Origin of the sequence: Chryseobacterium metallicongregator (assembly GCF_031324065.1) — a bacterium.
GTDB classification, from domain to species: domain Bacteria; phylum Bacteroidota; class Bacteroidia; order Flavobacteriales; family Weeksellaceae; genus Chryseobacterium; species Chryseobacterium metallicongregator.
Genome location: NZ_JAVIXS010000008.1, coordinates 38,308 through 51,661 on the forward strand (window position 1 = coordinate 38,308; position 13,354 = coordinate 51,661).

Here is a 13,354-nt window from a genome sequence, read left to right on the forward strand (position 1 = left end):
TAAACTTATATTAAAAAAACTCCCGGATGTGTAACAAATCCGGGAGTTTTTTTTACCTATACACTAAATAATACTTTTTCAAATGAATTTTAAACTTCCAACCCTTGTTTCGACGCTTGCAGTGGTTCTGTTCTCAGGAACTGCCTATGCACAGCAAACCCCGAAATATGATTATGTAGAAGCATTTAAACCCTTCTTCTACCCTCAGACAGGTACGGCAACCCGCTCTGCAAGCGGACAGCCGGGACACGCTTATTGGCAGAATTCAGCCGATTATCATTTGAATGTCAGCCTGAATGAAGCTAAAAAAGAGATTACAGGTACAGCAGAAATTACCTACACCAACAACAGTCCCGATAAATTAGGTTTTCTTTGGCTGCAGCTGGATCAGAACCTGTTTGCAAAAGATTCCAGAGGAAATGGCGTAGTTCCGCTTTCAGGAAGCAGAAATGGAGCTCATGGTGAAGAGTTTAATGGCGGATATACCATTAAATCAGTTAAGCTAGATGGTAAAAAAGAAGTAAAATATACCATTACCGATACGAGAATGCAGATTGATCTTCCAAAAGAATTAAAAGCCAATGGAGGAGTTGCTAAAATAGAAATTGAGTATTCATTTATTTCTCCTGATTATGGATCAGACAGAATGGGTATCCAGGATACTAAAAACGGTAAAATATTTACCATGGCACAATGGTATCCAAGAATGTGTGTGTATGATGATGTCCTGGGGTGGAATACGTTGCCCTACCTTGGAGCTTCGGAGTTTTATTTAGAATATGGAAATATTACAGCTAATATTACTGTACCTGCCAATCAGTATGTAGTAGCATCCGGAGAACTTCTGAATGAGAAAGAAGTGTACAGCAAAGAAGAAATCAGCAGATGGAACGAGGCGAGAAACAGTGATAAAACAGTAATGATCCGTCCAGAATCTGAAATTGGGAAAAATAAGGCATCCGGGACAAAAACCTGGAAATTCAAAATTACACAGACGAGAGATTTTGCGTGGGCATCTTCTGCAGGATTTATTTTAGATGCTGCAAAAATCAATTTACCTAGCGGAAAAAAATCTCTGGCTATTTCGGCCTATCCTGCAGAAAGTGCCGGTGAAAAAGCATGGGGAAGGTCTACCGAATATACGAAAGCTGCTATAGAACATTATTCCAAAAAATGGTATGAATATACGTATCCGGCGGCCACCAATGTAGCAGGAAATGAAGGTGGAATGGAATATCCGGGAATCGTTTTCTGTCATATGGATTCTAAAGGAGAAGATCTTTGGGGCGTTACAGATCATGAGTTCGGACACAACTGGTTTCCTATGATCGTAGGATCTAATGAGAGATTATTTGCCTGGATGGACGAAGGATTCAATACATTCATTAACGGACTTTCAACCGAAGCTTTCAATAAAGGAGAATATTACCGTAAACCGAACCTGGCAAGATCAGGAAAGTATTTGTTGACTGATAATCTGGAACCTGTAATGGTAGGACCGGATAATATGAAAGAAAGAAGTATCGGAGCTTTGGCTTACTATAAGCCGGGAACAGGATTAGATGTTTTAAGAGAAACTATTCTTGGGCCTGAAAAATTTGATAAAGCATTCAGAACATATATTGATCGTTGGGCATTCAAACATCCGACGCCATGGGATTTTTTCCATACGATTGAAAATGTTTCCGGAGAAGAGCTGAACTGGTTCTGGAGAGGATGGTTCTTTAATAAATGGAAAATTGATCAGTCAGTTAAGAACGTACAATATGTAAACGGAGACTTTAAAAACGGAGTTCAGATTACGGTTGAAAATATTGGCCAGCTGCCAATGCCTACAACAGTACAAATCAAATTCAAAGATGGAACTGCACAGACGGTGAAAATTCCTGTTGAGGTTTGGAAAAGAAATACAGAATGGACATTCAAGGTAGATTCCAGCAAGGAAATTGATGAGGTAAAACTGGATCCGAATTCTGTTGTTCCGGATGTAAATCTGGAAAATAACAGTAAAAAACCTGCATAGTTTATATAAGATAAAATTGTGCAGTATAAAAGCCTGAGCTTACCACCGTAAGTTCAGGCTTTTTATTTTAGGGTGTTTTTCCGGGGTAAGTTGAGGGGTTTCCCTACAATGTTTTGGGAGTCAGTGATATAATTTTGTCCCACAATATTAATCAAAACAAAAACATGGAAACATTAAAATCGGTGCTTGAAGCAAGCCACGCCAAAAAAACAAAAAATGAGTTAATTGATCTTTTATCAGGAGTAGAAAAAGTTCTTACCCCGGCAGTCTATGAAAAAGTGTCGGGAGTTGAAACTTCAGAACTGAGTTCATTGACGAATAAAGAATTATTAGCCATCGTAGACGAATTCAAAAAAAGCTATGATGAAAAGTGGGAAAAATCTTTCTCAGGTGCGTCTTCAGAAATCATGAAAATGATTGCAGGTAAAATAGCTGCTGATGAAGAAATTTTCAGAACTTCTGATGCTGCCAGCGCAGATTTTGCCGCAGAATTGGGAAGCATTGACTTCGCAACTATTATTGGCGGACCGTTGGATGCTTGTGTAAAAGCACAGTCTAATGCCTCTATTGCCACTGTTAATTTCATTAATGAAGTTGGGTTCGAACTTACAGATCCAGCCAATGCGGCCAGTCCTAAAAAACTGAGAATGGCAGAATTCAAATACAAAAAAAATATTCCGAATCCGGATTTTAAAGAAGATGAGCCGGTAAGTGCTACCAATCCTAAAACAATTCCGAATGATGTAGAAATTTCAGTGCCTTTTATTGCGTTGCTGAATGTTCCGAGTTTCAGAATTGAAACCTGTGAAGTTGACTTTAATGTAAAACTTAATTCAACGTACACAAAAGATGTAAGTGACGAGTTCGGGATCAATGCCGGAGTATCTGGTGGATGGGGACCAGTGAAATTCAAAGTAGATGTATCCTATAAGAGAACTTCCAGTACAGGAATCAAAGTGGAAAAAGAATATTCTCTTGGGGTAAAAGTACGTGCTACCAATGATGAAATGCCTGCAGGGCTTGAAAAAGTGCTTGGACTTCTTTCACAATAACAGATTTTACGAAAGATGATAAAACTATCAGATTACCTGGATTATCTCAACAACGAGATAATTCAGGCTCGTAAAAAAGCAGACGAAAATGCGGTTCTTATTGCCAAAGAATACGCCCGTCATGAATACCTGAAATACTTCAAGGTTCCACGATATGCTCTGCCCAGTGTAAAGATGGATATTCCGATCAAAATCACAGATATAGATTCAGATTCCAAATATAATTTTAAACTGAATCAGGATCAGTTTGTGACAGAAATAAATGAAAGAATCCGTCTGGCAAACAAAGAGAAAAAACTGAATATTCCAGAAATAAATAAAAGACAGATTCAAACTGAAGAGTTTAAAACCCTGTTCAGTAACCTGGAAAAAAATGATCAGAAATTCGGGAAACTCCCTGCCAATGAAGTTCTTAAACTGGATCTCAGAAAGAAAATGCAGATTTTGAATTCAGGAATATTTAGACCTCAGGAAGGAACAGAAGAAGAAACCGATGAACTGAAAGAAATTTTTTCAAAAGTTCTGTTGAATAAATATACGCTGGTGAATGCAAAGCTGAACAGCATTTACATAGATCCCAATACAAGTGCAGCAGAAGATAAAGATAAGCTATTCATCAACCTTCATGTGGAAATGGAAGAGGAAGGAATCAGGATTGTATCATACAAAGATAAAGACGGCAACGAAATAGAACAGATAACTTTTGAGTAATGCAGGAACTTATTCACTTTACGGTACAGAAAATCAAAGAACTGCTGGAACAGTTCAATGAAGTTCAGGCTTTATACCTGTCAAAATCATTTGATTTTGATGCCAGGTTTGATGCATTTCTCAACGAAGTTCTGGAGTATTTCCGTACCAAAGGAAACACCAGCCATGAATCTGAAGTCTTGAAAATTATGAATATGATTTCCACCGTTAAAAGAGGTTTTAATCCCATTAAAATGGAGAAAATAGTGAATGGGAGAAGGGAAATTCTCGGAGGATTCTCATTCAATGGAATGGAAAGTATTTATGATATTCTTATGGAAATATACGCTAAGGAAAACAAAAAACTTGAGGATGCGGAAGAACTTATTTCAGGAATCATTGTATCATTATATCAGAATGGTATCCTGGATGATGCAAAGCTGAAAGACATGAATTCTGTTTCCAAGATTGAACGTTTCTGGAATTCACTGGTTGAGCAGAATACAGCCATATCCGGAATTAATAAGAAACTCAGACTGACCATTATTCCGGAGGATATTTTTCTTATTCTGGAAAAAGTATTTCTGAAATTAATTTAAAAAAGATCATTATGGAAACGGGAAGATATATTGTTCTGTTGCAGAATCAGCAGAAAAATGCACTCAAAAAAATAGAGAGAGAACTGGAAGTGAGTATTACTTCTTCAGAATTGTTATCCAAAGAAAACCGTTCTTATGAAATCATTGATCAGGATAACGGTGTACTTTACAAAAACCTGGGAGTTCTTGTGGTGGATAATATGGATGAAGATCAATTGAAAAGTGCCGTAAAAGATGAATCAAATTCTATTGTATACTATGAAAAAGAAAGAGAATTTTTTCCTGCAGATGAGTTGCAGCTGATTAGTGAACTTAAAAAACAGTCGGCCGGTCTTGCAGAAAAAATTTCAGAACTTGAAAAATATATCACCAGTAAGCCTTTGCCTCAAAAATCATTCATTGAAATGGAATGGGGATTAAAAGCTATTGGACTGGAAAATGCCAACTATACAGGAAAAGGAATTGATGTTTGTATTCTCGATACCGGGCTTGAAACTTCCCACCCGGATTTTTCCAATGAAGAAATTGAAGGAAAGTCTTTCATAGACGCTGAAGACTGGAACAGAGACCCCAACGGACATGGTACACACTGCGCTGGAGTAGCTACAGGAAATACAAGAAGTGATACCGGAAAGCGTTACGGGATTGCCAGAGACTGCAATCTGAAAATAGCAAAAGTACTTGCAGACAATGGAAGAGGAACAACCAGTAGTGTCATTGATGCGATAGACTGGGCGATTACGAAAAAATTCAGAATACTATCCCTTTCACTGGCATCTCCGGTGAGGCTAGATGATCAGCCTTCTGTTCTTTTTGAAACCATTGGGGAAAGAGCATTGGAAAATAACTGTCTTATTATAGCAGCGGCTGGAAATGACAGCAACAGACCGCAGATTCCACAGCCTGTTTCAATGCCGGCTAATTCAAAATCGATCATGGCAATAGGAGCTATTGACGCTCAAATGAAGATCGCCAGATTTTCAAATGCAGGTCTCAACCCATCCACAGGAGGAAGTATCAATGTCTGTGCTCCCGGAGTAGATATTATCAGTTCCTATCCTAAAAATGCAAAAAATAAAAGTAATTTGTACTACAGTATGAGCGGTACAAGTATGGCAGCACCACATGTTTCCGGACTTGCCGCTTTGTATATGGAACAGTTTCCCAACAAATCAGCAAAGGAGATCTGGGAACTGATTGAAAGCAAAGCAAGACCTGTTGAAGGTATAAAATACAGAGATATTGGAAACGGTTTAATACAGATATACTTATGATCACTTACCTTGCAGTTTTAAAGAAAGATATAAATTTAAAAAAGCTTGAAGTTCTCCTCAAAAGCAAAGGCATAAAACTGGCTGCTCACTACAAAACCATAGGAGTTATAAGGTTTGAAAGCCAATTGCTGATTTCTGAGTCCGATTTTCAGGACTATTTTATATCTATAGAAGAAGAAAAAGATAATTTAACAATATAATCACATCAATAAAGCTTTTCTGTCACAGAGAAGTTTTATTTTTGTCTCTTAATGATAAAATAACATATGAATTTCAGATTTTCAATGGTGTTTCTGATGTTTTTTGCATTAGGATTCTCACAAGACCTTACCGTAATGAGTTTTAATATCAGGCTGAATGTAGAGTCGGATAAAGACAATGCCTGGCCAAAAAGAAAACAGGACGTTGCTGATTTATTGACCTATTATCATCCTGATTATTTCGGAGTACAGGAAGCACTTCCGGAGCAGATGAAAGATATTAAAGCAGGTTTAAAAAATTATGACTATATCGGAGTAGGAAGAGATGACGGTAAAGAAAAAGGAGAATTTTCTGCCATCTTTTATGATACAACCAAACTGGACATTGTAAAATCCGGGACGTTCTGGTTATCTGAAACTCCGGAAAAGCCTTCAAAAGGCTGGGATGCTGCGCTGAACAGAATCTGTACCTATGCCGTATTTAAAGATAAAAAATCGAAGAAAGAATTTCTGGCAATGAATCTTCATTTTGATCATATTGGAAATGTAGCAAGAGTAAAATCTTCCGAATTGATCCTGAAAAAAATCAAAGAACTGAATCCAAAGAATCTTCCGGTAACGCTGAGTGGAGATTTTAATCTGACAGATGATTCTCAACCGATTAAAATTCTTTCCAAAAATATGAAAGACACTTTCTATCACTCTGAAACGAAACATTATGGTCCGGTAGGAACTTTCACAGGCTTCAATGTGAATGAAGTTCCAAAAGACAGAATCGATTACATTTTTACCCAAGGTTTTAAAATAAGATCTCACCGACATATCAATGACAGAAGAGAAAATCTGCTGTATCCTTCAGACCATTTTCCAGTGATTGTGAATCTTTCCCTATAAAAAAATCAATTGGTTGGAAAATCAATTTCAAATCCAATTCCTCTCAGGGATTGGATTTTTATTTGAGGATCATTGATGAAATATTTGCGAAGTCTGCTGATAAACACATCAAGACTTCTTCCCGTAAAATAATCATTGGTTTCCCAGATATTATCCAGAATATTGTCCCTTGTAATGATGGATCGGTTGTGCTTCAGAAGGTACAGAAGAAGTTCCTGTTCCCGTATGGTCAGCCGATTGTTCCCGTTAGGATGTGACAACAGAAGTTTGGTGGTATCCAGTGAGAATTCTCCGATCTTTATCTGACTTTCCGTAACAGCAGGAAGTGTTCTTTTCAGAATATTTTTAATTCGTAAAACAAGTTCTTCAGGATCGCAGGGTTTCGCAATATAATCGTCAGCACCTATTTTCAATCCTGTCAATCGGTCAATTTTTTGATTTTTAGCCGTTAAAAATAACAAAGGGAAATTACTCCTTTCCTTAATAATCATTTTCGCCAGCGAGAAACCATCTATATTGGGCATCATCACATCCAGAATTCCTATCTGAAAGGGGAAATCAGTCTGAACCAATGGCACAATATCTTCCGGATTCTGAAACCAGCTGACTTCAAAATCTTCCAATTCAAGATACTGCTTAAGAATCATTCCGAAATCCGGATCATCTTCTGCCAGAAGGATTTTAGTTTTCATAAGGAATTGATATTTTAAAAGTACTGCCGGTATGAAGCTGGCTGGAAACCTCTATTTTACCACCATAACTGGCAATGATTTTTTTTACGAAATAAAGTCCCAGCCCAAGACCTTTGCTATTGTGGATGTTATTATTCTGTATTCTGTAGAATTTTTCGAAAATATTGTTCAGCTCTTTTGTTTCCATACCTTTACCGTTATCGGAAACTTCAAATTCTAATTGTTGAGAACTGTTTCTGACACCTATTGTAATAACTGATGCTCCATATTTTACACTGTTTTCACAAAGGTTTTTAATGACCGTTTCCATCAGGTTTTTATCAAAAGGCAGCTCTTGTGAAACTGTATTTTCAAGCTTAAAATCTGTATTGGGATAAGTAACTGAAAGATCCTGAATAAAAAAGTTCCAGTGCTCAGGTTGTATAGCGGTCATTTCATCAGGAATTTCATCTTTATGAAGCTGAAACATCAGGCTTTCAAGACGTGAAATTTGTCTGTCAATAAGAGGAAGTGTTTCAGGATTCCATTCTTTTTTTAATGCTTTCGAAGCTATTTTTAAAGTAGCGATAGGAGTTTTAAATTCATGAGAAATGTTATCCACAATGTTGTGGAGGACTTCCACCTGCTTCTGCTGCTGAATAAGATTTCTGATCGTGAAAATATAAAGCAGAAGAACTCCTGAAAGAAGAATAACGCAGCATATAATCAATAAGGTAAGCTCTTTGAAAACAATACTTTTTATATTTCTGATCTCAAAATCTGTCTGGGTTTTAACAAGAAAAGTATTCTTTTTTTCAATATGTCCTTTATCTGTATCATTTCTTTTGGTGGTTGAGGTTTCCCAACTTCCGTTACTGGCAATGCGTGGATTTTTTAGCTTATCCTGCGTTTCAAAAATAACAATAGGTTCGGTAATTACTTTTGAGCTGTCCGGAAGATGAACAATGGAAAGATATCGTATTCTTGCGGAGATTTCGTAACCGTCTTTTTTATAACGACTGTCAATATAATGAATCAGTCTTTCTCTGGCAGATTTCCTGTTTTCTATGAAATAACGGAGAAAATCTTTTTTGTTGATCTCTTTATTATGATACTGTATAATGATTTCCTGAAGAGAATCATCATTTCTTTCTTTAGCCTCCTGGATGTCTTCAAGATTGTCTGTGTAATTGGTAAGCCCATCATTCACAGATCTGTAGATATCCCTCTCTTTTACCTGATAGGTTTTATACATAAAATAAACCTGGATTCCCAATAAAAGCAGGAATAGAGCGGCAAAAACTGAGATGAGAATTTTACTCTTGGTTATCATTAAAACAAAGATAAAACTTTAGTCATTTTCCGGAAATGATTATTTTATTATTAACCTTCCGTTAACCATAGTGTTGAATCTCCACAAATAAAGCTTTATCCATCTTCCTGAATCTGGATGTGTTGATATCAGAAAATACATTAATCCATCATTAACCTTCCATTAACTGTATTTGTTCCAGCCAATATAGAATTTTGTATCCATAGAACAGAACAATAGATTTTGTTTGAGAGGATAAAAAAAAATAACCATGTATAAGATTCTTTTTTTTCTGTGTTTTCCAGCTTTGATTCTTGCCCAGCAACAAAAAGCTGGAGGAACAGTGGTAAATACCGAAAATGAAAAGCTTTCATCTGTAAAGGTGGAAGTGTATAATGCTCAGGATAAATTAATCAAAAAATTAAAAACAGATGACAATGGGAAATTTGTACTGGAAGATATTTCAGAGGAAAATATAAAGCTGGTCATTAAAAATCAGGGATACTCTTTATTTGAGAAAAAATTGGATTTAAAAGAGCCTGAACCACTGAATATCATTCTTAAAAAGGAAGCTCATGAAATAGAAGGTGTGATAATGACGAAACGTAAACCTTTAGTGAAAAGAAAGGTAGACCGTCTGGAATTTAATGTGGAAAACAGTAATATTTCTTCACTCAATGCCTGGGAAATTTTAAAAAATACACCCAGTGTTACCATCAACAACAGTGTATTGAGTGTAAAGGGAAGTACCGGAATTCTGGTGACGATTAATGATAAAAAAGTAATGCTGACAGGGGATGAACTTAAAAACCTTCTGGAAAATACACAGGGAGATGAAGTGAAATCTGTGGAGGTGATTACCAATCCGCCTGCAAAATATGAAGCTTCGGGAAGCGCAGTACTGAATATCGTTCTGAAAAAGAATAAAATTGAAGGTTATCGCGGTATTCTTTCATCCAAATATGTGCAGACACAATATGCAAAAGGCGTTTTTGGTGTTTCTCAATATTATAAAAAAGATAAACTTTCCTTAATGGGAAGCTATTATAAAGGGCTGGGAACGTACTACCGGGAAGGAACAGATTATGTAAACTATCCGGAAAGCCAAACCCGATGGGTAAGTACGATGAACAGGAAGGATAAAAACAATAACCAGAATACCCTGAATTTTAATGCGGAATATGAACTGGACAGCCTGACCAATTTAAGCTTTAACTACTCAGGGTATTTTTCTCCAAAGTCCTTCGGGACTTATAATGTCCCTACGTTGATCTATAACCAGCAGGATATAGTGGAATCTGATTATACCACGATCAATGATCACCGTTCCCGTTCCATCAATAACTCGGTAAGTTTTCAGATAGACAGAAAACTGAATAAGAAAAGCAGTCTTTCATGGATCAATTATTTTACCGGAAATAATGTGGATAAATACCAGAATGTAATCACCTATCTGAACTTTGCAAGCCAACCACCTAAAGAAGATAACTTTATTACTCAGAATAAAGCAGATGTTCAGCTGTATTCCACTCAGTTCGATTATCTGTGGAAAGCGGATAAGCTGGAACTTGAATCTGGTACGAAATATAGTTTTGTAAAGACAAGCAGTCAACTTGATTTCTCCGATAATGAGAACGGAGTATTACAATACCGGCCGGAAAAAAGCAGTATTTTTGATTATAAAGAACACAATTTTGCCCTATATTCTTCATTAGCCTACAATATAGGGAAATGGAGCTTCAAAGGTGGACTTCGTGCGGAAATGACAAATCTTGAAGGTGTGGTTTCAGAACCTTATGAATTGAATAAAAGTAACTATTGGAAATTCTTTCCCACTTTTTATGCACAGTACACCACAGAAAATAAACAGGAGTTTGGGTTCTCCTATGGGAAAAGAATCAGCAGACCTTCCTATTCATGGTTGAATCCTGCAAAATCTTACTACAATCTGTTTTCTTATTACCAGGGTGATCCGAAATTAAAAGCGACAATTACCCATAACCTCAATCTTACCTATTCCTGGAAAGACTGGAATCTTGATTTGTATTATCGAAAAGAAATTTATCCTTCTATGGAAATTTCCTATCAGGAGCCAAGTACGAACAGTTTGATTTATTATTTTACCAATATCGAGAAAGGTGAAGCTTTCGGGTTAAGCTTGTATAAAAATTTCCAGGTGAAATCCTGGTGGAATATTATCCTTTCTGAAAATCTTGAGCACAACGAGAATTATTTCAAAGGAATTGATGGAATGTTGTATAAAAATAAAGTCTGGAACTGGGTTTCGAACATCTCAACAAGTTTTACGCTGGATAAAAATAGCGACTGGAAAATGGAAATGGGACACCGCTACTATTCTCCCGGCATACAAGGAACTTTCAGAATATCTTCTTTGTGGTCAGCCTATTTTGTAATGAATAGAAAATTCTTTAGTAAAAAGCTGGAAGCCAGTCTTGTTTTTAGCGATATTTTCAGATCTACAGGGCAGAAGGTCAGTACAAAATATGCGAATCAGGATAACTATTTTCTTGATTATTCCGATACTCAGGGAGTGACATTTTCATTGAAATTCAACTTTGGAAATCAATCGGTTAAAAATGCAAAAACCATTAAGAAAACAGCCGAACAGGATAGATTGTAGAATATTTTAATTCAAAAGTTAATTACAGTGAAATATTATCGTAAAATAATGGTCGTCTGATGGTGTATTTTCGCTATTTTTGATGCCTATCTTTAAAAAGATTGCTATGAAGAAAATTTTTTCCGGAATGCTGATCGCAGTTTCTTTACTGCAATTGTCAGCTCAGGAATTGTATATGCCGAGGAATATCAAAAAAGCGTATGAGAGAGGAACACGTGATATCTCCGGAGCGCCAGGAAAAAACTACTGGCAGAATAAAGGAGTGTATAATGTAGAGGTGAAAGTAGATGCTGCTACAAAAATAGTTTCCGGAAAAGAAACCATTGTCTATACCAACAACAGTCCCGATAATCTGAACGAACTGGCTATACGATTTGTGAATAACCTTCACAAACCACAGTCGCCAAGATCAGGATTTGTATCCAAAGATTTCCTTTCATCCGGACTGAAAATTAAATCCTTTACTGTAAACAACGTAAAATATGAGATCAACAGTGATGATTGGAGTACAGTTGAAAAAGTAAAATTAAAATCAGCTTTAAAATCTAAATCAAAAGCTGAAATTAAAATAGAGTGGGAATATCCATTGTCAGTGCAGAGTGGAAGAGAAGGGCAGATTGACCCTGAAACATTCTATGTGGCATATTCTTTTCCAAGAATTTCCGTGTATGATGATTACAACGGATGGGATATGCTGCAGCACTCAGATAGACAGGAATTTTATAATGATTTCAATGATTACAGTTTTGCTATCACTGCACCGAAAAATTATGTAGTTTGGGCAACCGGAGATTTTCTGAATCCGGAAGCTGTCCTTCAGCCGGAATATTTAAAAAGATATAAAGCTTCTCTGAAAAGTGATAAGCTGATGCATATTGCTACAGAGCAGGAAATGAAGTCCGGAAAAGTAACAAGACAGAATAAATGGAATGTCTGGAAGTTTAAAGCAAGCCATATTACAGATTTCTGTTTTGCAATGAGCAACCACTATGTGTGGGATGCTGCCAGTGTTCAGTTAAAAACAAAAAGAGCCAGCGTTCAGGCCGGATATAAAAACGGAGCGAAAGATTTTGAACATTATGTAGACTGGATGCGCTATAACCTGGATTGGTTTTCAAAAAACTGGCCGGGAGTAGAATATCCTTACAACGTAATGACAGCTATCCAAGGGTATGCAGATATGGAATATCCTATGATGATCAATGATACCAGTATTCCTGATGATCTTAATGATGCCAGGTTGACAGCAGATCATGAAATTGCCCATACTTATTTCCCTTTCTATATGGGAATCAATGAAACAAGATATGCATTTATGGATGAAGGCTGGGCGACCACGCTGGAATATCTTATAGGAATTGACGAAAACGGAGAGGCTGCTGCTAAGGAATTTTATAAAAACTTCCGTGTTAAAAAATGGATCAATGATCCTTCTGCAGAGCAGGATCAACCGGTGATTACGATGAGTACACAGGTGAGCGGTGCCGGATATGGAAACAACTCCTATGTAAAATCTTCATTGTCTTATCTGGCTCTGAAAGATTATTTAGGAGATGAACTTTTCAAAAAAGCATTACATCATTACATGGATAACTGGAATGGAAAACATCCGGTTCCGTGGGATTATTTCAATTCTATGAATACAGGATCAGGAAAAAATCTGAACTGGTTCTTCCAGAATTGGTTTTATACCAATAATTATATCGACTTAAAAGTAACAGGAGCATCCCAGATGAATGATATGCTTACCATAAATCTAACGAATGTAGGTGGGTTTGCCATTCCTTTTGATGCAATATTGTCTTATGATGACGGAGCTACGGAGAAAATTCATTTTTCACCTTCAGTTTGGGAAAAAGATCAGAAACTGACCGATCTTGTAATTCCTATTAAGAAAAAAGTAAAATCTGTACAATTGGACGGAGATATCTTTATGGATTATACTCCGGATGACAACCATAAAAATTTATAAAGTAAAAGCCTTCAGATTCTGAAGGC

11 protein-coding genes are annotated in these 13,354 nt (G+C 36.6%); 9 read left to right on the plus strand and 2 right to left on the minus strand.

Annotated features, from left to right (window positions below; genetic code table 11):
* Positions 1 to 82 precede the first annotated feature (82 nt).
* The 7 genes from REB14_RS11935 to REB14_RS11965 all read left to right on the plus strand — a co-directional run bounded on the left by REB14_RS11935 (position 83) and on the right by REB14_RS11965 (position 6,732).
* Positions 83 to 2,023 carry a M1 family metallopeptidase gene (locus REB14_RS11935; RefSeq protein ID WP_079240326.1) on the plus strand — a complete coding sequence of 647 codons (1,941 nt, stop codon included), beginning with the start codon at positions 83 to 85 and terminating at the stop codon, positions 2,021 to 2,023.
* A gap of 164 nt (positions 2,024 to 2,187) precedes the next feature.
* A complete protein-coding gene (locus REB14_RS11940) occupies positions 2,188 to 3,075 on the plus strand; it encodes a DUF2589 domain-containing protein (RefSeq protein ID WP_202971506.1) in 888 nt (295 codons plus the stop codon).
* 15 nt (positions 3,076 to 3,090) lie between these two features.
* Positions 3,091 to 3,786, plus strand: a complete 696-nt coding sequence (locus REB14_RS11945; RefSeq protein ID WP_079240327.1) for a hypothetical protein — start codon at positions 3,091 to 3,093, stop codon at positions 3,784 to 3,786.
* Complete coding sequence (locus REB14_RS11950) at positions 3,786 to 4,364, plus strand: hypothetical protein (protein ID WP_079240328.1); 579 nt, start codon at positions 3,786 to 3,788, stop codon at positions 4,362 to 4,364. Before REB14_RS11945 ends, REB14_RS11950 begins: the two co-directional genes overlap by 1 nt.
* An 11-nt stretch (positions 4,365 to 4,375) precedes the next feature.
* Positions 4,376 to 5,638: a S8 family peptidase gene (locus REB14_RS11955; protein ID WP_309522291.1), complete on the plus strand. Its 1,263-nt coding sequence runs from the start codon at positions 4,376 to 4,378 to the stop codon at positions 5,636 to 5,638.
* Positions 5,635 to 5,838, plus strand: coding sequence for a hypothetical protein (locus REB14_RS11960; protein WP_079240330.1), 204 nt, complete (start codon positions 5,635 to 5,637; stop codon positions 5,836 to 5,838). Before REB14_RS11955 ends, REB14_RS11960 begins: the two co-directional genes overlap by 4 nt.
* A 66-nt stretch (positions 5,839 to 5,904) precedes the next feature.
* Positions 5,905 to 6,732: an endonuclease/exonuclease/phosphatase family protein gene (locus REB14_RS11965; protein WP_309522292.1), complete on the plus strand. Its 828-nt coding sequence runs from the start codon at positions 5,905 to 5,907 to the stop codon at positions 6,730 to 6,732.
* 5 nt (positions 6,733 to 6,737) lie between these two features.
* Here the strand turns inward: REB14_RS11965 and REB14_RS11970 are convergent, their stop codons facing one another.
* Positions 6,738 to 7,424 carry a response regulator transcription factor gene (locus REB14_RS11970; RefSeq protein ID WP_309522293.1) on the minus strand — a complete coding sequence of 229 codons (687 nt, stop codon included), beginning with the start codon at positions 7,422 to 7,424 and terminating at the stop codon, positions 6,738 to 6,740.
* The gene (locus REB14_RS11975) at positions 7,414 to 8,736 is read right to left on the minus strand and encodes a sensor histidine kinase (protein WP_309522294.1); all 1,323 of its coding nucleotides are present in this window, start codon (positions 8,734 to 8,736) and stop codon (positions 7,414 to 7,416) included. Before REB14_RS11975 ends, REB14_RS11970 begins: the two co-directional genes overlap by 11 nt.
* 250 nt (positions 8,737 to 8,986) lie before the next feature.
* On the opposite strand from REB14_RS11975, the gene REB14_RS11980 reads away from it, so the two are divergent.
* The gene (locus REB14_RS11980) at positions 8,987 to 11,356 is read left to right on the plus strand and encodes an outer membrane beta-barrel protein (protein WP_309522295.1); all 2,370 of its coding nucleotides are present in this window, start codon (positions 8,987 to 8,989) and stop codon (positions 11,354 to 11,356) included.
* Positions 11,357 to 11,462: 106 nt separating this feature from the next.
* A complete protein-coding gene (locus REB14_RS11985) occupies positions 11,463 to 13,328 on the plus strand; it encodes a M1 family metallopeptidase (RefSeq protein WP_309522296.1) in 1,866 nt (621 codons plus the stop codon).
* The last annotated feature ends 26 nt before the right edge of the window (positions 13,329 to 13,354 follow it).